The 20,048-nt window shown below is 40.6% G+C and carries 18 protein-coding genes; 7 read left to right on the top strand and 11 right to left on the bottom strand.

Annotation, left to right across the window (positions count from 1 at the left end):
• Nucleotides 1–45 precede the first annotated feature (45 nt).
• From ACFSKL_RS11200 to ACFSKL_RS11190, 3 genes are read right to left on the bottom strand one after another with little or no spacing between them, the layout of a single operon-like run.
• The gene (locus ACFSKL_RS11200) at nucleotides 46–657 is read right to left on the bottom strand and encodes a bifunctional nuclease family protein (protein ID WP_376886298.1); all 612 of its coding nucleotides are present in this window, start codon (nucleotides 655–657) and stop codon (nucleotides 46–48) included.
• A gap of 5 nt (nucleotides 658–662) precedes the next feature.
• Nucleotides 663–1,631: an electron transfer flavoprotein subunit alpha/FixB family protein gene (locus ACFSKL_RS11195; protein WP_376886295.1), complete on the bottom strand. Its 969-nt coding sequence runs from the start codon at nucleotides 1,629–1,631 to the stop codon at nucleotides 663–665.
• A gap of 34 nt (nucleotides 1,632–1,665) precedes the next feature.
• Entirely contained in the window at nucleotides 1,666–2,403 is a 738-nt protein-coding gene (locus ACFSKL_RS11190) for an electron transfer flavoprotein subunit beta/FixA family protein (protein ID WP_376886293.1), read from the bottom strand.
• A 76-nt stretch (nucleotides 2,404–2,479) separates the two neighbouring features.
• Here ACFSKL_RS11190 and ACFSKL_RS11185 point away from each other — a divergent pair, with 76 nt between their 5' ends.
• A complete protein-coding gene (locus ACFSKL_RS11185; protein WP_376886291.1) occupies nucleotides 2,480–2,806 on the top strand; it encodes a tetratricopeptide repeat protein in 327 nt (108 codons plus the stop codon).
• Nucleotides 2,807–2,850: 44 nt separating this feature from the next.
• On the opposite strand, the gene ACFSKL_RS11180 is transcribed toward ACFSKL_RS11185, so the two are convergent.
• Together ACFSKL_RS11180 and dnaB are read right to left on the bottom strand one after the other, a co-directional pair.
• The gene (locus ACFSKL_RS11180; protein ID WP_376886289.1) at nucleotides 2,851–3,855 is read right to left on the bottom strand and encodes a quinone oxidoreductase family protein; all 1,005 of its coding nucleotides are present in this window, start codon (nucleotides 3,853–3,855) and stop codon (nucleotides 2,851–2,853) included.
• A 324-nt stretch (nucleotides 3,856–4,179) separates the two neighbouring features.
• Complete coding sequence (dnaB, locus tag ACFSKL_RS11175) at nucleotides 4,180–5,766, bottom strand: replicative DNA helicase (RefSeq protein WP_376886287.1); 1,587 nt, start codon at nucleotides 5,764–5,766, stop codon at nucleotides 4,180–4,182.
• A gap of 235 nt (nucleotides 5,767–6,001) precedes the next feature.
• On the opposite strand from dnaB, the gene ACFSKL_RS11170 reads away from it, so the two are divergent.
• The 4 genes from ACFSKL_RS11170 to ACFSKL_RS11155 all read left to right on the top strand — a co-directional run bounded on the left by ACFSKL_RS11170 (nucleotide 6,002) and on the right by ACFSKL_RS11155 (nucleotide 10,688).
• On the top strand, nucleotides 6,002–7,303 hold the full coding sequence (locus ACFSKL_RS11170) for a cytochrome ubiquinol oxidase subunit I (protein ID WP_376886284.1): 1,302 nt from the start codon (nucleotides 6,002–6,004) through the stop codon (nucleotides 7,301–7,303).
• Between the two features lie 2 nt (nucleotides 7,304–7,305).
• A complete protein-coding gene (locus ACFSKL_RS11165; RefSeq protein WP_376886283.1) occupies nucleotides 7,306–8,328 on the top strand; it encodes a cytochrome d ubiquinol oxidase subunit II in 1,023 nt (340 codons plus the stop codon).
• 181 nt (nucleotides 8,329–8,509) lie between these two features.
• Nucleotides 8,510–9,880 (top strand): UDP-N-acetylmuramate--L-alanine ligase, encoded by a 1,371-nt coding sequence (locus ACFSKL_RS11160; RefSeq protein ID WP_376886281.1) that lies wholly within the window; start codon nucleotides 8,510–8,512, stop codon nucleotides 9,878–9,880.
• Between the two features lies 1 nt (nucleotide 9,881).
• The gene (locus tag ACFSKL_RS11155) at nucleotides 9,882–10,688 is read left to right on the top strand and encodes an exonuclease domain-containing protein (protein WP_376886279.1); all 807 of its coding nucleotides are present in this window, start codon (nucleotides 9,882–9,884) and stop codon (nucleotides 10,686–10,688) included.
• 470 nt (nucleotides 10,689–11,158) lie between these two features.
• Here ACFSKL_RS11155 and ACFSKL_RS11150 read toward each other — a convergent pair whose 3' ends face one another.
• On the bottom strand, nucleotides 11,159–11,965 hold the full coding sequence (locus tag ACFSKL_RS11150; RefSeq protein ID WP_376886277.1) for a M48 family metallopeptidase: 807 nt from the start codon (nucleotides 11,963–11,965) through the stop codon (nucleotides 11,159–11,161).
• 106 nt (nucleotides 11,966–12,071) lie between these two features.
• On the opposite strand from ACFSKL_RS11150, the gene ACFSKL_RS11145 reads away from it, so the two are divergent.
• Nucleotides 12,072–12,548 carry a DUF4442 domain-containing protein gene (locus tag ACFSKL_RS11145; protein WP_376886274.1) on the top strand — a complete coding sequence of 159 codons (477 nt, stop codon included), beginning with the start codon at nucleotides 12,072–12,074 and terminating at the stop codon, nucleotides 12,546–12,548.
• 49 nt (nucleotides 12,549–12,597) lie between these two features.
• Here the strand turns inward: ACFSKL_RS11145 and ACFSKL_RS11140 are convergent, their stop codons facing one another.
• On the bottom strand, nucleotides 12,598–13,338 hold the full coding sequence (locus tag ACFSKL_RS11140; RefSeq protein WP_376886271.1) for a hypothetical protein: 741 nt from the start codon (nucleotides 13,336–13,338) through the stop codon (nucleotides 12,598–12,600).
• A gap of 90 nt (nucleotides 13,339–13,428) precedes the next feature.
• Here ACFSKL_RS11140 and ACFSKL_RS11135 point away from each other — a divergent pair, with 90 nt between their 5' ends.
• Complete coding sequence (locus ACFSKL_RS11135; protein WP_376886269.1) at nucleotides 13,429–14,334, top strand: glutamate--tRNA ligase family protein; 906 nt, start codon at nucleotides 13,429–13,431, stop codon at nucleotides 14,332–14,334.
• A gap of 299 nt (nucleotides 14,335–14,633) precedes the next feature.
• Here ACFSKL_RS11135 and ACFSKL_RS11130 read toward each other — a convergent pair whose 3' ends face one another.
• From ACFSKL_RS11130 to ACFSKL_RS11115, 4 genes are all read right to left on the bottom strand, one after another.
• Nucleotides 14,634–16,115 carry a S10 family peptidase gene (locus tag ACFSKL_RS11130; protein WP_376886434.1) on the bottom strand — a complete coding sequence of 494 codons (1,482 nt, stop codon included), beginning with the start codon at nucleotides 16,113–16,115 and terminating at the stop codon, nucleotides 14,634–14,636.
• A gap of 591 nt (nucleotides 16,116–16,706) precedes the next feature.
• A complete protein-coding gene (locus ACFSKL_RS11125; RefSeq protein WP_376886267.1) occupies nucleotides 16,707–17,381 on the bottom strand; it encodes a potassium channel family protein in 675 nt (224 codons plus the stop codon).
• Nucleotides 17,382–17,400: 19 nt separating this feature from the next.
• Nucleotides 17,401–19,056 carry a cation:proton antiporter gene (locus ACFSKL_RS11120; RefSeq protein WP_376886266.1) on the bottom strand — a complete coding sequence of 552 codons (1,656 nt, stop codon included), beginning with the start codon at nucleotides 19,054–19,056 and terminating at the stop codon, nucleotides 17,401–17,403.
• A complete protein-coding gene (locus tag ACFSKL_RS11115) occupies nucleotides 19,053–19,868 on the bottom strand; it encodes a hypothetical protein (RefSeq protein ID WP_376886263.1) in 816 nt (271 codons plus the stop codon). The genes ACFSKL_RS11120 and ACFSKL_RS11115 overlap by 4 nt, the downstream gene beginning before the upstream one ends.
• Between the last annotated feature and the right edge of the window lie 180 nt (nucleotides 19,869–20,048).

Below are 20,048 nucleotides of genomic sequence, written 5' to 3'. Positions count from 1 at the left end.
ATAATCTAAAAAAGAAAAGTCTGGCATTGACCAGACTTTCTTTTTTTAGTTCCTCTTGTTGATCTCATCCCTTATTCTTGCTGCTTTTTCATAATCTTCACTATCAATCGCCTTTTCCAAGAGCTGGTTTAGCTTATCCAGACTGAAATCCTTGTAAGAATCAGAACTAGATGTTTTGGAAGCCGAAGAAGGATTGCTTTTGGCGGTTTTGGAAGATTTCTGTTGCGTAATCTTTCCATCCTCCTCGTTCACCTCGATGGCTGCTTCTGACATTACTTTGGAAGTGCTGTAAATAGGCGCTTCAAATCTAACGGCAATTGCAATGGCATCCGAAGGCCGTGCGTCTATCTCTACGACTTTAGAAGCATTTTTACACATTATTTTTGCATAAAACACCCCCTCTTGCATTTCGGATATCAGTATTTGTTCAATGGAAAAGTTAAAGCTGCTAGAAAAAGATTTGAACAGATCATGGGTCATTGGCCTGTTGGGAATGATCTTTTCTATCTCTATAGCAATTGCTTGTGCTTCAAACATACCAATGACGATTGGAAGTCTCCTTCGTCCTTCCACTTCCCCCAAAACGAGTGTAAATGACCCCGATTGGGAATTGTTAGAGGTAAGCCCAAGAATTTCTAATTCAATAGTATTGTCCACAAGATTTATTTTATCGCTTTGATAGCTTCAGTTAGTTTGGGAATCACTTCAAATGCATCACCGACAATACCATAATCTGCGGCTTTAAAGAATGGAGCCTCAGGGTCTTTGTTGATAACGACTATATATTTTGAAGAATTTACACCTGCAAGATGTTGAATCGCACCCGAAATTCCAACTGCTATATACAAAGTTGGGGCAACTTTTACACCTGTTTGGCCCACATGCTCATGATGAGGTCTCCATCCAATGTCAGATACAGGCTTAGAACAACCGGTTGCGGCTCCCAGCTCTTTCGCCAAATCTTCCAGCATCCCCCAATTTTCTGCGCCTTTCATTCCCCTACCTCCAGATACAACTATATCAGCTTCAGGAAGCAACACTTCTCCGGTTGCTTTGTCTGTCGATGTAATGCTGGTAGCGAAATTACCTTCCCCAATGGTAAGACTTACTGTCTCTACAGAAGCTTCGGCACCATCGGTCAATAAATCAACTGCGTTTTTCTTTACAGCCAAAATTTTATTCTCCGTTTTGATGGACGTGTCAGCAAATGCCTTTCCAGTATAAATACTCCTTTTCACTTTGTAACCATTGCTGGTGTCGGGAAGCTCTATCACGTTGGAAACCAAGCCAGCATCAAGTTTGATCGCTAGTCTTGCAGCAACAGCATCCCCCAAAGACGATTTTGCCAACACAAGTGTCTTTGCCCCCACCTGGCCATAAACCTGCGCCACTGCATCGGCATGCGCCTGGATGACCCCGGCAGAAAGTTTTTCATTGCCATCATGTATCACTTTGCTGGCACCAGCTGAGCCAGCCTTTTTCAACTCAGCCTCTTCTATAGCCCCCAAAGCCACTGCTACCACTTCACCTTCACCAGTCTTGCCTGCCAATGCTTTTGCATAGGAAACTGCTTCCAAGCTTGTTTTCTTTATTGCACCTTCGGCGTGCTCTATATATACTAAAATTGACATATTTTCTTGATTTACTGTTTTTTAAAAAGATTGATTAAAGTACTTTCGCATCGTTTTTCAACAATCTGACCAATTCTTCAACATTATCTTTATCTACTAATTTCACTGCACCTTTTGGTGCCGGCAATTGGAATTCTGATACTTCGGTAGCAGTGCTGTCATCAGAAGGCTCTACCACATTCAAAGGTTTTGTCCTTGCAGACATAATCCCCCTCATATTTGGGATTTTCCATTCCGCTATAGGCTCCTGACAGCCCGCAATCAGTGGCAAGCTTGCTTCCAAGTACTCTTTTCCACCTTCTATTTCACGAGCCATTTTCACTGTATTCCCCTCTACTTCCAACTTCATAACTGGTGATATAGACGGAATCCCCAAAAGCTCTCCCACCATGCCATGAACCATGCCCCCATTGAAATCTATGGATTCCCTTCCCATCAAAATGAGATCATAACTATTTTCCTTTGCGATAGCAGCAATTTGCTTTGCTACAAACAATGAGTCTTTTGGAAATGAATTTACCCTGATCGCATCATCAGCACCTATCGCCAAAGCTTTTCTCAAAGTAGGCTCTGTCTCAGCTTCACCCACGTTCAAAACTGTCAAAGTAGCGCTTAACTGCTCCTTCAACTCTACAGCTCTTGCGAGGGCATAATCATCATATGGCCCTATAATAAACTGGACACCATTTTTGTCAAACTTCGTGTTATTGTCAGTAAACTGAATTTTCGAAGTAGTATCCGGTACGTGTGTTATACAAACAAGAATTTTCATTATGTATATTTAGGTTATTTAATTTATTTAAATTGCGTGAATTTAGTGATTAAGCCTTTAATTAAAAAAAGAATTCATGAGCAATTTGTCCCGAATCGAAACACTCAAAAGTTATGCTGATCAGGAACCTGATAATCCCTTCAATTGGTACGCCCTTGCTTTGGAGTTTAGAAATGATGATCCACACCAAGCACTCCTATATTTCAAGCAACTTTTAACCAACCACAGGACATACTTGCCTACTTATTACCATGCAGCTTCTTTATGCTCTGAATTAAACTTGATAGAGGACGCAAAAAAGATATATGAAGATGGCATATCGCTAGCCAAAGAACAGCAAGATTTGCACGCTTTGAGAGAACTTCAAAACTCCTACCAAAACTTCTTGTTCGAAAATGATTAATCCCATGTGATGGTCAATCTCTTCTTCACCTAATAGATAAACTACTATCGGTTAAAGCTGATGACTATTTTCCCCAACTGTTGTCCAGATTTCATCCGATCAAATGCCGCTACGGCGTCGTCGGCATTGAAAACCTGATCTATTACCGGTCTTATCCTATTTTCCTCTACAAACTCCAACATTTTCCCAAAGTCCTTGTCAGACCCCATGGTACTTCCTATAAGGTGAATTTGGCTCCAAAACACCTTTCTGGCATCCAACTCAGGTGGATTCCCTTTTGTTGCTCCATAGAATACAATTCTCCCTCCAGGTTTAGTGACTTTGATCAAATTGCCCAAAGTATCCCCCATCGCACTGTCAATGACCAAGTCAAAGCCCCCTGTCAGTTCCAATGCTTCCTTGAACCAATCTTCTTTTTTATAATTGAATCCACCTTTAGCTCCCAATTTTCGTGCTGCGCCCAACTTCTCCTCCGAGCTGCTACTCACATAGACTGTTGCTCCAGTAGCCAATGCATATTGTGCCGCAAACTGTGCCACTCCTCCCCCAAAACCTGTTACCAATACTTTTTCTCCATTTTGAAGCTTGCCTTGAACCATCACTGCCCTGTAAGCTGTCAATCCCCCCAAAGGCAATGCGGCTGCCTCCTCCCAAGTTAAACTTGTAGGCTTGGGGTGGATTCTGTCGAACTTCACTTTGACAAATTCTGCCAAAGTGCCATTTTCGGGCATTCCCAATATGGTAAAGTCCTTCGATTGGACCGCTTGGTTATCACCCCAGTTCATCGCAGGATTGATGATCACTTCTTTCCCAATATTTGATTCATCGACATCCTTCCCAACTTTGGAAATAACCCCAGCACCATCCGATCCCAGCACAACACCATCTTTCAACCCAGGGTACAAGCCCTGTCTACACCATTCGTCTCTATGGTTTAGAGCGGCAGCATGGATTTTTACCAAAACCTCATCAGCCTCCAAAGTAGGAACATCAAGCTCAGTAATTGCTATTTTATCTTCCAGGGCAGTATTTAGAACTATTGATTTCATTATTTTGAAAAGGTTATAAAAGTTGTAAGGTTGAAAGGTTGTTGGATGGGTAATTCATTATGAAGTTAATAAGTTATTGGTTGATTAGTTATTAGGATTAAGCAAGCCTTTATGTCATATTGACCGCGAGGAGCCTGTCCCGAATTGCGGGGGGATATCTCCCTATGATCGATATGATTCTATCACTCACCTTTTTCGTCTATCGTTTCTACTATCCCCAGCGTATCTCTGCAACTTTGCACTCTCCGAAACACTTACTTCTCTCTGTCTTGTTTCTTATATCTTGCTTCTCGCCTCTCGTCTCTTTTTTCTCGCCTCTCGCTTCTAAAAAGGAGCTGGTTCATCACTGCCAAATCCTCCCGGGAATGGTGCATCGTTATCCCCTCCATTGGCTTTTGATTGGAGTCGGATGGTATTTCCAGCCTCAAAGTCCTGGCCTCCGGCACTGCTTGGGAATTTGCTTCCATAAAGTGCGTCTTGCGGCTTGTAGGGAACATTCATCTCCAAATCAGTAAACCTTGTGTATTTACCGATAAACCTTAGTTTCACTGTTTCCAGAGAACCATTTCTGTGTTTGGCAATGATCACTTCCCCTACACCCATGGTAGAATTACCATCTTCATCTTCATTGATACCATAGTATTCCGGTCGATAGAGGAACATAACCATATCGGCATCTTGCTCGATAGCTCCTGATTCCCTCAAATCCGAAAGCTGAGGCCTTTTGTCACCACCCCTTGTCTCCACAGCCCTTGAAAGCTGGGAAAGGGCGATCACCGGAACTTCCAATTCTTTTGCAATCATCTTCAATGATCGGGAGATACTTGCGATCTCCTGTTCACGGTTACCTCCCCCACTGGATTTGGAGTCTCCGGACATGAGCTGCAAATAATCAATTACAATCATTTGAATGTCATGTTGAGCCTTTAGTTTCCTACATTTTGCCCTCAACTCCAAGATGGACAATGCAGGTGTATCATCGACAAAGAGAGGTGATTTTGAGAGCTTCGCAGTTTTATGTACTAGCTGCTCCCATTCATAATCCGCAAGGTTTCCTTTTTTGATCTTCTCAGAATCCAACTCTGCTTCAGAGGAGATCAACCTGTTCACCAACTGAACAGAGGACATCTCTAATGAGAAAATAGCTACCGGTCTTTCGTGATCCACAGCAGCATTCCGCAACACAGACAGTACAAATGCCGTCTTACCCATCGCAGGTCGAGCCGCAATGATCACCAAATCGGATTTTTGCCAACCCGAGGTCACCCTATCCAGGGCAGTGAAACCACTTGGAACCCCTGTAAGCCCATCTTTCTGACCTTTTCTCGCTTCCAATTCCATGATGGCTGCTTTCATGATAGAGCGCATATCAGAATAATTCTTCCTAATGTTCTTTTCAGAAATCTCAAAAAGTGATTGCTCCATTTTATCCAACAACTCAAAAACATCCGTAGTATCCTCAAATGCTTCTTTTTGGATTTCGGAAGCAATGCGGATCATATCCCGTTTCATTGCCTGCTCCGTGATAATCCTGGAGTGAAATTCAAGGTTGGCCGCAGAAGAAACCTTGGAAGTCAATTCGGTAATAAAAAATGCCCCTCCTGCCATTTCCAATTTTCCCTTCTTACGGAGTTGATTGGTAACGGTCAGCAAGTCTATAGGCTGACTTTCTGTAAAAAGATCGATAATGGCATTGTAGATTTCCTTGTGTGCTTCCTTGTAAAAGCTCTCCGGTCTCAAGATATCAACAACCTGGGTCAATGCGTCTTTTTCGAGCATCAATGCACCTAAAACTGCTTCTTCCAATTCCACTGCTTGTGGTGGCAATTTCCCTACACCGGAAATCCCCGCAAGATCCGGTTTCCTTCTACCCGACAACCTATCTTTTCCTTGTATTTTATTATCTGCCATATAGACAAATGTACTCTGTTTATCAATAAGGTTTTACACAAGTTATGCACGATATTATCAACAGCACTATAATTAACGGAGGATCAATCCTATAGTGCATTTTTCTTTAAATTAATTTAAAACAAATTTCCCGTACTATGTCACGTCTTGGTTTTAGTTATTACTTTTGAAGGGTTGTTTGAAGAGCCTGCCCGGACTTTATCGGGATTGGAAAATTGACTGAAAACCCAAGCTTATGGAAAATCTTGATTATGCTCGATTACAAATGGCCTTCACCCTGGGCTTTCATATAATTTTTGCATGTATAGGTATGGTGATGCCATTTTTTATGGTAGTCTCCCATTACAAATATCTCAAAACCAGAAACCCTGTTTATAAAAAGCTTACCAAATCATGGCTTAAAGGTGTAGCGATTTTTTTTGTGACTGGAGCCGTCTCCGGAACTGCATTATCTTTTGAATTGGGAATGCTTTGGCCGGAATTCATGAAGCATGCCGGCCCTATTATTGGAATGCCATTTTCACTGGAAGGGGCTGCATTTTTTGTTGAAGCCATTGCTTTGGGTTTTTATCTCTATGGTTGGGATAAATTGCCAGAGAAATTCCATTGGTTCACAGGGGTGATCATTGGCATCTCAGGAGTGGCATCCGGGATTCTTGTTGTCTCGGCAAATGGTTGGATGAATGCGCCATCAGGCTTTGATTATATCAATGGGGAGTTTACGAATATTGATCCTGTCAAAGCATTTTTGAACCCTGCTTGGTTTACACAAGCACTGCATATGACCCTAGCGGCTTTTGTTGCGACAAGCTTCGGTGTCGCAGGAATCCATGCTTATCAGATATATAAAAACAGGAACGTCGATTTACATCTCAAGGCTTTTAAGATAACAATTATAATCGGTACGGTTGCAGCTTTTTTACAGCCGATCAGTGGGGATATCTCGGCAAAAGATGTAGCTGTAAGACAACCTGTCAAACTTGCCGCCCTAGAAGCACACTTTGAAACCAAAAAAGGCGCACCACTTTATATCGGGGGCATTGTGGATGTCGAAAAACAGACTGTGACGCATAAAATCGCAATTCCTAAAGCCCTTTCCTTCCTTGCTTTTGGTGATTTCAATGCCGAAGTAAAAGGGTTGAATGATTTCCCAAAAGAAGAGCATCCACCAGTAGCTATTGTGCATTATGCTTTTCAGATCATGGTTGGTTTGGGTGTTGCGTTGATGCTGGCTGGCATCGTATATCTTGTTAGCCTAAAAAAGAAGAACTGGCAGAAAAACAAGTACTATTGGTTGCTTTTTGTTGTCATGGCACCTTTGGGTTTTGTTGCCATCGAAGCTGGCTGGGTTGTCACTGAAGTAGGAAGACAACCTTGGATAATCCATCAGATTATGCTCACTAAAGATGCCGTCACCCCTATGCCGGGAATGAAGTATAGTTTCTTTTTCTATTTGTTTTTGTATACGCTTTTGGCCATAACAGTAACTTGGCTCATGCACCGTCAAATCAAATCCCTGAACCAAAACCCTAACTAATCATGCTGTACGTAGTTCTGTTTTTCCTCCTTTTTTCTTTGCTGCTATATGTGATGCTTGGCGGTGCTGATTTCGGAGCCGGAATTGTAGAGTTGTTTGCTTCAAAGAAAAACAGATCCCACACAAGAGATATCATCTACAGGGTAATAGGTCCTGTCTGGGAAGCCAACCATATTTGGCTGATCATCATGCTGGTAATCCTATGGGTCGCATTCCCAGCTTATTTCAACATCATGGTGATCTATTTACACATCCCATTGACTTTGGTACTATTGGGGATTACGATCAGGGGTGTAGCTTTTGTGTTCAGGCATTACGATGCTGTTATCGACCGATCCCAATTTTGGTACAACTGGCTATTCAGAATTGGGAGTTTTGTCACTCCGGTTTTCTTGGGTCTATCCTTTTCAGCTTTGATTGGTGGAAAAATCATTACCATGGAGGAATATGCAGGATCAAGTTTTTACGACTTTTTTATAAACCCATGGTTTAACTTATTTGGATTGTTGGTGGGCTTGTTTTATGCCGCACTCTGTGCTTTCTTAGCAGCAACACTCTTGATCGGTGAATCAGATGGTATGGAAAAAAGTCATTTTAGCAGAAGTTCTGCAATTTTCACAATCATGCTTGTCGTATTGGGATTTGTTTTACTGACCTATGGCTATATCTATGAAATAAAATTTGTCAGGGACTTTATAGAAAACCCAATAGCCATCCTCTGCGTGGTTCTTTCCGGTATACTACTGCTTCCTTTATGGAAATTCATCAGGCAACAACGACGGATTGCGAGTCGCTATATGGCAGGAATTCAAGTAATCCTTATTCTGTTTGCAGCAATCGTCACCCATTTCCCGTATTTTATCATCACTGCTGATCAGGAAATCAGTTTGCTTGACAACATTGCTCCCGAGTCAACCATTACAAACTTGGGCTGGATGTTGATCATAGGGGGCACTGTGATTTTACCCGGGTTGTTTCATCTAATGAAATCCTTCAAAATGATCAAAGTTCTGGAAAAACCCTGAACCCTATCTTTAGGGAAATCCCCACCAACCAATGGCCAGTAAGATAAAAGCCATCAGTCGATTCCTGTACGCAGTCCCATACACAAGAGTGGAAAACCCAATGGTAATTCCACACTAAATCTTGGATCTGTAACTACCCTTGAAATTGTAAAAAGACTTCTAAATTAACCCATTAAAAACAATGTCTAAAAAGTATCATTTTATAGCGATTGGAGGTGCAGTGATGCATAACCTAGCACTCTCCATGGTCAAAAAAGGGTATATCGTGACTGGCTCAGACGATGAGATCTACGAACCTTCAAGAACAAGGTTGTATGAAGCCGGGATTTTGCCAGAAGAAAAAGGATGGTTTCCCGAAAAAATCTCAAAAAGTCTTGATGGGATCATTCTCGGCATGCATGCAAGACAAGATAATCCTGAATTGATCCGAGCACAGGAACTAGGTGTCCCTGTATTTTCGTTTCCAGAATTCATCTATGCGCAAAGCACAGAAAAAAAACGCATTGTAATCTCTGGAAGCCATGGAAAAACCAGTATTACAGCCATGATTTTGCATGTGTTGAAAAGTGAAGGGCTTGATTTTGACTATTTGATTGGAGCCCAGATTGAAGGTTTTGACTTGATGGTAAAGCTGTCTGATGCACCAATCATCATCATTGAAGGAGATGAGTACTTGACCTCGCCCCTGGATCGGACGCCAAAATTCTTCCATTACAAGCATGATATACTCTTGATGTCAGGTATAGCTTGGGATCATTTCAATGTTTTCCCAACTTTTGGGAATTATACCGAGCAGTTTGAAAAGTTGGTCGGAATGACTCCTTCCGATGGGGTATTTATCTATTGTGACAAAGACCCCATCGTGAAAAAGATTGGAGAGAATTGTAAAATAGAAGGAGTGAAACTCCAACCGTACAGTTCCCACCCCAATAAAATCAAAGATGGGAATACATTTCTGCTAACCGACAATGGAGAAATACCTATTCAAATTTTTGGGGATCACAATCTGCAAAACCTACAAGGTGCATTGTATATCTGCAACAGCATAGGCGTAAGTGATTCCATATTTTATAAACATATCCAAAGCTTCAAAGGAGCAGCAAAAAGACAGGAAATCTTGGCACAATCCGAAACGGGGATTATGTACAGGGACTTTGCACATGCACCTTCCAAACTCAAAGCTACAGTGGAAGCTGTAAAAAACCAATTCCCGGAGCGGCGACTGATAGCGGTGCAGGAATTGCATACCTATAGCTCGTTGAACAAGGAGTTTGTCGACAACTATGCCCATACCATCGACATGGCTGATGATGCGATTATCTATTTAAATCCAAAAGCTGTATCTTTGAAAAAGTTGGAATTGATGGATGAAGAAACATTGAGAGCTGGATTCCAAAGAAAAGACCTGAAGCTTTTTACTGATATTTCCCTTTTGAAAGCTTACCTTGAAAGCCAAACCTATGTCAATACAAACCTACTCCTCATGAGTTCTGGCAACTACGACGACATGGACTTGGATACGTTAAAATATAAAATCAATCAAAAACAATAAAATGAATTTAAACCTAAAAACGCCAATTGCCTTTTTTGACTTGGAAGCTACTGGCGTCAATATTTCAACCGATAGGATTGTAGAAATTTCTATCGTAAAAGTACATCCTGGAGGAAAAGAAGAAATAAAAACCATGAAAATCAATCCGACGATCCCAATCCCTTTGGAATCTTCCTTGATCCATGGCATCTATGACAAAGACATCAAGGATGCACCTACCTTCAAAGAAGCATCCCAGGAACTTCATCAGTTTTTTGTTGGTGCCGACTTGGCTGGATTCAATGTCCTAAAGTATGATATTCCTCTGTTGGTAGAAGAGTTTTTGCGAGCTGGGATTGATTTTGATATTGAAAAGAGAAACTTGCTGGATGCACAGAAAATTTTCCATCTGATGGAAAAAAGAAACCTAAGCTCCGCCTACAAATTCTATTGTGGCAAAACACTTGAAAATGCCCACAGTGCTGAAGCCGATACCATTGCTACCTATGAGGTTTTCAAGGCTCAAATTGAGCGGTACAATGGTGAAGAAGCTGCCGATTTGCTGGGAAACAAACTAGGTGTCTTTGAAAATGACATGAAGAAAATCCACACCCTCCTCAACGAAAAAATGGTTGATTTGGCAGGTAGGTTTATATTCAACGGAGAAGGAGAAGAATGCTTTAATTTTGGCAAGCACAAGGGAAAAACCATTGCCCAAGTACTCAAAGAAGAACCTTCCTACTATGATTGGATGATGAAAGGTGATTTCCCGTTGGATACCAAAAGGAAGTTTACCCAAGTTAAGTTGAGAAGTTTTAATAGAGGTTAGAGAGTTCGTTTAAAGGTTGCAAGGTTGGAAAGTTGGAAGGTTGGAAGGTTGGAAGGTTGGTTGACGCATGATCTATTACCTTTCTTTGCAATTCCTTTTTCAAAGAAATTGGAAAATTATAAAATTGAAAAATTGGCTGACGCATGAGAAGCTCCCATCTTCCTACCTCTTGGTACATTGTACTTCGTACTTGGTACAAAAGATGTATGGTTTGAAGATTCGAAGGTTGCAAGGTTGGAAAGTTGGCTGACGCATAAGAAGACCCTAACTTCCCACCTCTTGGTACATTGTACTTCGTACTTGGTACAAAGGATGTAAGGTTTGAAGGTTCAAAGGTTGCAAGGTTGGAAGGTTGCAAGGTTGGAAAGTTGGCTGACGCATGAGAAGCCCCCACCTTCCTACCTCTTGGTATATTGTACTTCGTACTTGGTACAAAAAAAGCCGGATCGTTCAGATCCGGCTTTTTTATATTACTGTTTGTTGCTTTTTTCATAGTATGCCAAGGATTCCGGCATTTGCTTGTTCAGTTCTTGAATCCTTCTGTCAGGACCTGGGTGGGTTGACAGGAAATCAGGTGGCCTAGCTCCTTCAGCACCGGCATTCATTCTTTCCCAAAAAGCCGGAGCTACCCTAGGGTCATAGCCTGCAAGCGCCATAAAATTAAGTCCCAACTGATCCGCTTCCAATTCATGTCGTCTCGAAAATTTCAGCATCCCCAACTGGCCACCATATCCTATCGCCTGCAAGAAGATCCCCTGTGTCAAAGTTGGATTTTGTCCCATCGCTACTTGTACACCTCCCAACAATCCATTCAACACCAAGCCATTTGACATCCTCTCACGGGCATGACTTGCCACTGCATGGGCAACTTCATGCCCCATTACCACTGCAATCCCTGCCTCATCTTTGCAAATCGGCATGATACCAGTGTAAAAAGCTACTTTCCCTCCTGGCATACACCAGGCATTTACCTGCTCACTTTCTATCAGGTTGAATTCCCATTGGAAGCCATCCAATTCTTTTTCATAACCCTTCTCCCTCATATATTTTTCAACAGCTGCCGCTATTCTTTTCCCTACATTCACCACTTTTTGGCCATCCGCAGTATTGGTCACCAATTTACTTGATTTCAGAACTTCATCATATTGATCATATGACATCGGAAGTATCTCAGCATTACTTACCAGACTAAGCTGGTTTCGCCCGCTAAAAGGAACCTTAGCACAGGAATAGGTAATTATTCCCAAGAGCAACAAAATTGATATTTTCTTTAGCATAACAGTGTTGATATTTTTGCGAAATTGCCCAAAAAAGATGCCATTTCAAAAGCCCATTTGTATTTTTTGATTAATTTGAAGATTATTATTCATAAACCCTATCAAAATGACTCCAGAAGCACGTGACTATTCGAAAAAAATGAACAACCCTATTGTTTTTTGGTGGGCGATGTTATTCAAACTTCCATCGGCTGTGTTTTGGAGATTGAAAATCAAGAAACTTGACAATGAATCTTGTGAAGTGACTATCCCATACTTTTGGAGAAGCCAAAACCCATTCAAGTCCATCTACTTTGCAGCGCTTGCTGGAGCAGCGGAATTGAGTACTGGCGCACTCTGTCAGCTTTCGATGGCAGGAAAAGGAAAATACAGCATGCTGGTCGTGGATTTCAAAGCCGAGTTCCATAAAAAAGCCAACCAAAAAACCACCTTCATATGTGATCAAGGGGCTGAATTGGAAAGAATCATCGATCAGCTTCAACCAGGTGAAAGCGACAAGCTGACCATGGTTTCCACCGGTTTCAATCCTCAAGGTGAAATCGTAGCGAGGTTTTTTGTCACCTGGTCATTTAAGAGAAAATAAAATGACATTTGGATTTCAAACCAACGTCAGAACTATACTACTTCTCCTATCATTTCCTTCCAGTTCTTCTGTCAAAAAAATCAATGAGGCGCTGCTCCACCATTTTCCAATTCATATCCAAAAACTGGTGGTCTCTATTTTGAAGATTGAACTCAATGATCAAATCATCCAAATCCTTATTCGAAAGGTTGTATTCGGCTTTCAGTGCCGTCATGACTGAATCAGACTGAATCAATTCCAGGTAATCTTGTTGGCGTGCCAAAAAAGCCAATTTTCTTGCATATTGTCTTTTTTGCCTCTCACTTTTCATAAAGTATGAGATTGGGCCATCTATGGTAAGTGCAGGAACCAAACCAGGATTGTCAGCCATTCCAAGGTAAACTTTTCCAGGACCGGCTTTTCTATCCGATAGACCTTTCATGCCAGTAGGACTGGAAAACTCCCCCAAAGACATGGTCATCCTATACTTGTCCCCATATACGTCAAAACGTGGCATAAGCCTCGCATTCATATGGATCTCCACCACCAAATGTGTCTCTTCTCCAACCGTAAAACCGTGTTGAATGTAATGTTCCTTGACAATGGAAAGCGAATCCCCGGTATGCCCTTTGACTCGAAAATACCCACGTGAATTGGTCGTGCTTTTGTCTCCATTTGCGAGATTAATGACTATTGCATCTTCCAAATAGACTTTATCAAAACCATCAATCACATTTCCGGTGATGGTTTGTGAGCGCAAGCCAAAGCAAAATGCCAAACAAAATATATAGATCAGGAAAAGTGTTTTCACAGTTCGAAGGTAAAGCCCAAATATGGTTGTTAAAAATTTTGGCTGTTAAAAAACTTTAAGTGCACAAATACATTAACTTTAAAATTGAAGATGGAAAAATTCAATTTAACACGGATCGCCCCTACCCCAAGTGGTTTTTTGCATATTGGCAATGTCTATTCGTTTTTGGTCACACAAAGTTTGGCTAAAAAACACAATTCCAAAATCCTCCTGCGAATAGATGACCTTGACAAACAAAGAGTAAAGAGCAAATACATTCAAGATATATTCGATACATTGGATTTCCTTGACATCAATTACGATATCGGTCCGAAGAACCTGAATGATTTTGAAAAAAACTTTTCAGTACACAAACGTTTGGACTTATACAAAGGGAAAATTGATGAATTGATCGAGAGGAAAATAGTATTCAGCTGTGATTGCAGTAGAAATAAAATTGAAAAAATGCACCCTCGCGGTTTTTATACTGGGTATTGCCTCAACAGAGACCTTCCCCTGACCATGCCTGGCACCAATCTGCGCATTCAGCTTCCCGCTAAGCAAGAGATCAAGATAAATACTTTTGAAGGTGAGGTTATCAGAAAAATCTCAGGGATTTTGAGGGATTTTGTCATCAGAAAAAAAGATGGCCTCCCTGCATATCAATTACAGTCTGTGGTTGATGACATACATTATGGAGTTGATTTGATTGTGAGAGGCAAAGACCTATGGGACTCGTCTCTAGCGCAGACTTACCTGGCCACCCGCTTTGGTGAAAACAGATTTTCCGACACCACATTTCATCATCATGAGCTGATTATGGGAAATAAAAAAGAAAAATTATCCAAGTCAGCAGGTGCTACTTCCATTCAGTACTTACGTAAAAAAGGAATGAAAAAAGAGGATATATTTCTCCTATTGGGCAAAATGCTGGGCTATAAAGAAGCGATAAGAAACCTTGGTGATTTCTCTTTTGCCTATTTTGAAAATGCGAAAAAAAAGCTGGAAGTCAAATAAACTTTCAGCTTTTTCAGGAACTACAACAATCTTAAACACTAGGGATAAAATCTGGACTTTGCGGACTTTGTGAAACCTATGTGGGCTTGGTGGACTTGGTGGTGAAAAAACTTAACCACAAAGGAGAACACTCTGAATACACAAAGGACACAAAAACATTAAACTAAAATATTAGTCTAAAGTCAAGGGCTTTCTCCCCAGAGTAAAAGGTTCAAACCTAGCAGGCCCCGTTTCTCAACCAGTCGGCATTGAATTGGGATTAAATCTCTTAACCAATTTTTGTTAACTCTTGGCAAAATTTAATACTTCGCAGGCACATCTTTTCCAGGCAAGCTATTTTTGATGAATTCCCTGATATCATCGTTTGAAGTTTTGAGATCTTCCGCCCTCAAATACATCATATGTCCACTTCTGTAGGCTTTAAACGACAATCTATCTTTCAACTTTCCACCTTGATCCATCTGCCACAAATTGTATTTGGCGTTGAAATAATCCGTACCCCCATCAAAATACCCTGATTGGGTCATCACATGCAGGTAAGGATTCTGACGCATGGCATTTGCAAGTTGTTCACCGGTATTTTCATTACTCCTATCCCATGGATGAACAGGTCCAAACAAGTTGTAGGTCAAATCGGTGGTATACTTCAGCACATTTCTAGCATAGAGGTTGAAAGCTGGCGCAAAAGCATGGTTCCATGCCGTAAGTGCTGGATCAAAATCAGGGCGTGCACCCGTTCCAGCTTTATCAATTCCTTTATACCGGCTATCCAACCTCCCGATGGTCAGCCCCTGATCCCGCAACAATTCTTTCCAAAAGAAATTGGTCGGTACGGCAAGATTATGTTCCAAAACCACTTTTTCGCTTAAACCAGAATAATATGCCATCTTCTTGGCAATTTCATTTCTTTTGGCAGGATCCAAAGAACCACCCTTTGCCATGGCAGGCAATACCACATCAATAGTATAAGCTTCCACTTCCGGTAAAATATCGTCCAGATCCCTTGCTTGCAGATCAGAAGGGAGAGCTTGGTGATACCAAGCGGTCGCAGCATAGTAAGGGAGATAATTTGCAGATGCCACTGGCCCTTCCCTGTCAAGCCCCATCGGAGTTGGAGACACCAACACCACGCCATTGAAATACATCCAGTGGGAATTCTGTAGCTGTGAAACCAATCCCGCTACCCGAGTAGTGCCATAACTTTCCCCGATCAAATATTTTGGCGAAGCCCATCTATTCTGTCTAGTCACAAATGTATTGACCCAATCAGCCAAATATTTGATATCGGAATTGATCCCAAAAAAAGTGGATTTTGGAGTTTCTTTGTCTACAATTCTTGAATAACCTGTATTGACAGGATCTACAAAGACAATATCTGCTACATCCAGAATTGAATGTGGATTTTCACTATAGCCATACGGCTGCAAAGGATAACCTTCATCATCAATGTTCAACTTGTAGGGACCGGTATAAGCAAGATGCATCCAAAGCGAGGCAGAGCCAGGTCCACCATTAAAAGAAACCACCAAAGGTCTTTTTGCCTTATCGGAAACATCCGTTCTTTCATAATAGGTATAAAACAGAGAGGCTATGGGTTTGCCCTCATCATTCCATACAGGCATTGTACCTGCAGTAGCTTTGTAGGGAACCCTTTTGCCATTTATCGTGACCTCGTGGGAAGTAACTTCTGCCGATTCGATCTCGATTTGTCTAATCTCCTGTGCTTTTGCTACATTTAAACAAAGAACCATTAAAAATGTACCCAGTAAATATTTTTTCATCATCATAATTGGATTTATTTTTCACTAAATTAAATGATTATTCCTATCAGCACCTTGATTTTACACAAACCTTTGGAGAATTGGGATGAAAGGAAATATTACCAACTGCTACATTGGCGCCGATGATATCAGATTAGATAAAGGATATTGATTGATATTAGATCCGTCCCTGCGGAGAAGTTATTTGTTGAAATGATTATCCGTAATTATGCCAGTAAAAGACCGTTAGGTTTGGTTTCACCTAAAGGCGACTAAAGTGCATCCGAGACTTAGTGTTCTTTGTGAAAAACTTGGTGATCTTTGTGGTTATAATTTTTACCACAAGGATCACAAAGAAAAAACACTAAAGTCTTAGCCTAAAAGCGAGGGATTACCCCCCAGATTGATACATTTAAGTACGTGGATTTTAGCGGATAATCGTCAACAACTTATGACCGTGGCGTAGTCAACAGCAGTTGCAAATAAAATGGGCACATTAATTCAATTGAATACTGGCAAGAAAGTGTATAACCATTTTGATATTTTATTTTCTTAAACCCCGTAAATTCTGTCAGTGTATATAAAATCCAAAAAGGAAAACCCATTGCTCCATTACTTTTCTTTGGAAGCATATGAAACCAACTTCGCAATCACTACAGCTGGATAAAGTATCCCTGATGCCGAAAGCAGTACTGAGAGCATTTTGGCAGGAAGGTTTACAGGAAAGACATCCCCCAAACCTAGTGTGCTGATACAAGACAAGCTGTAGTAAATATACTCACCAAAATCAGCATCCAATCCTTCCAAAGCTTTATTTCCCTCAATAGACTCCCCTGTGATCAAATGCATGACTTCAAAACCAAAAGCCCCGATCATTGCGACCAAAAGATATACATTGATAGATCCAATTATCCGGTGGATATTTACCTCATCATTCCTAAACAACAAACTGATATTGATAGTCACCAGCGCTATCAAATTGAGTATTGCCACTACCCTTTCTAACAAATAAAAATCATACGGATTGTCGCCAAACCTTATCAATCGCAAGGAAATATGAAGCAGCAAAAGAACTGAAGATAAAATCAGGTATGGCTTTTCATGAGAAGAAAAAATCCCTACAAAGAACAATAATATCAACATGATATTTAGAAAAAGTGTAGCGTCCTTTTGATATTCAATATATACCGGAAGAATAAAAACAGTAAAAATCAACATAATCAAGAGGGCAGGAAAGCTCACATCTGACACCCAAAATTTATTGATTTTTTTTATGATGGAATTCATATTCTCCATTTTGGTTATTTTATAAGATTGGTTGTAAATGTGAGGTAAAGAAATTATTTGCGGCCAACTCAAAAGGCAGCAACACCTTTACATGGATCAGGTGATCAAAATAGGATTTTTCTTCCATGTTCATTGCAGTCAGATATATCTGCCCTTTAAAATCGGATTTTGATAGTGAATCCACCAATTTCAAGTTGTGGTGATAGTCGGGGATTGTGCTGATGACACATCTCACTTTTTCCACAGGAAAATGATCCAGTAATTCAGGATCTTCCATATCCCCATAGAAAACATGTTTACCGAGATCAACCCATCTTTTCACTACCTGTGGATCAAAATCTATTCCGACATAAGAATCGTGCCCCTTCTCGTCCAGTATCTCGGCGATTTTTTGTCCAAACCTACCTATTCCCAATAGAAGTATATCAAAATCCTTCTTACCCTCCATTTTTATTTCCAACTCACGAAAGGGGTTTTTCCTCTCAAAAACTGTCAACCTTGAAGCTAAAAATCTATATATCTTGTCTGAATATAATATCATATATGTGGAAAGCGCAATTGTAATCAAACCAACCAAGGTTATCAGACCAACAATTTCTTCGTTCAAATGGCCAACAGTCATCCCTAAACCTGCAAATATCAAAGAAAACTCAGAAATCTGGGCTACTGTCAAGCCAGCTAAAAAAGAAGTCCTTTTCCTGTATCCCATCAACCCCATAATGATCAACACAATTATAGGATTGCCGATCAGAACAAATATTGAAAACACAAATGCAGAAGGTATCTGTGCACCAATCACTGCCATATTCAAACCTGCCCCAAGGTTTACAAAGAAAAACAAGAGCAAGAAATCCCTCAAACTGACCAATCTACCACTGATTACTTCTTTGAATGGGGATGCTGCCAAACTCACTCCAGCCAAAAATGCACCTACCTCCGCACTAAACCCAATCAACTCACTGACCGAAGCAAACAGAACTGCCCAAACTATGGCAAACAGAGTCAACAACTCAACTGACTTGGCAAGGAAAAAACTAAGTTTCGGAATAATAAACCGCATCATGGTGACGGTCATCGCCAACAAAAGAATAGAATACAATAATGTCTTTCCAATCTCAATGAGCAGCTGGGATTCTTCTCCTCCCCTTCCGATCGTTGATAGCACGATCATCACCATAATGACTACGATATCTTGGACAATCAAAAACCCGATGGCAATTTGACCATGGAGCGAGTCTATTTCCTTCTTGTCCGAAAGAAGCTTCACGATGATAATCGTACTGGAAAAAGTCAATGCTACTGCAATATAAAAACTATGCAAGCTGGAAAAGCCCAAGGCAATAGCAATAAAGTATCCAATCAACGAAGTAAATACCACTTGTCCCAATCCAGTGGTCAAAGCTATAATCCCAATTGATTTGATCAATCGAAAATCCAGCTTAAGCCCTACAATGAAAAGTAATATTGCAATCCCAACTTCAGCCAATAATTGAATATTTTCCTTACTCTGAACCACACCAAGAACTGATGACCCCACCAATATCCCCAATGCAATAAACATGACGATCAATGGCTGCTTTAAAACTTGCCCAACACCACCTAATATTGCTGCCAGCGTAAGGATAATTGCAAATTCATAAAATGGGTTTTGCGCCAAGTCAACCAGCCAACTCATGACGGTAAAATAACTAGTGGGATGGATGCATCATATACCATCTCATTGATCATAAATTTTCTAAACACCCTATCAACCAAAGCCCGAGACCCTTTTTGCAATACAAGAAAAGATGTTTCTTGGGGTGAAGAAAAATCCTTAAGCTTTTGCATGGCATTTTCGCCTGAGAAAACCATGGCAATACATGGGATCGACTTGCCGAATTTTGATTTCAGTAAGCCTAAATAAGATTCTGCATCCTTCATTTCTGATTGGCTTTGAACAATCGTCACAAATTCGACTTCATCCACAACCGGATTGGTAAGAATCAGCAATCTCTCCAATTCAGCTTCATTGATTGGAGTGAGATAGTGCACACCAACTATTAGTTTTCTGGGTAAATGATGCTTTGTTTTCAGGGGAACAGTTATCGTCAATTGATTGAATTCGTCAATTAATCTGGTTGCTGTACTACCAATGAAAATCTGCTTCAATTTTCCCGTACCTTTCAAACCCAAAAGAAAGACATCACCTTGCCCAACCCTTGATTCATCTTTAAAATATGTTACAAGTGGACTTGCGATGATCTCATAACTGACATCCACACTCGGGTTTACAAAATCGTTTTTCAATTTCTCCATTTTCTGAAAAACTTCCCTTTTCAGACTATATTCTATTTTAAGCCTTGCGTCTGCATTTGTCAAGGAAGGAAGCGTCAAGTCTACTTTATGTACGAGAATCATCTTCAACCCAAAATTAACACACCAATCATTGGCGATTTTTACTTGGGTATCCTGAAAATCCGAAAAATCAATAAAGACAAATAACTTCATGTTTTCCAATATTTTTATTTGTGGTTTAATTGCATGATTTTGGATAAATATAAATAATTATCATCCAAATTACTTATATGGTAAGAAAGATCAGACTTTTATTTAGTGTAAATTTGCTTCATCTATTCAGTATTTATTGAGATGAAATAAGACTACAATCTAAGAATCACCTATTCTACA

The sequence above is a fragment of the Belliella marina genome, from assembly GCF_042682445.1.
GTDB lineage: Bacteria > Bacteroidota > Bacteroidia > Cytophagales > Cyclobacteriaceae > Belliella > Belliella marina.
The sequence above is the reverse complement of the archived record's forward strand: the minus strand, read 5'-3'. Positions and strand labels throughout refer to the sequence as shown.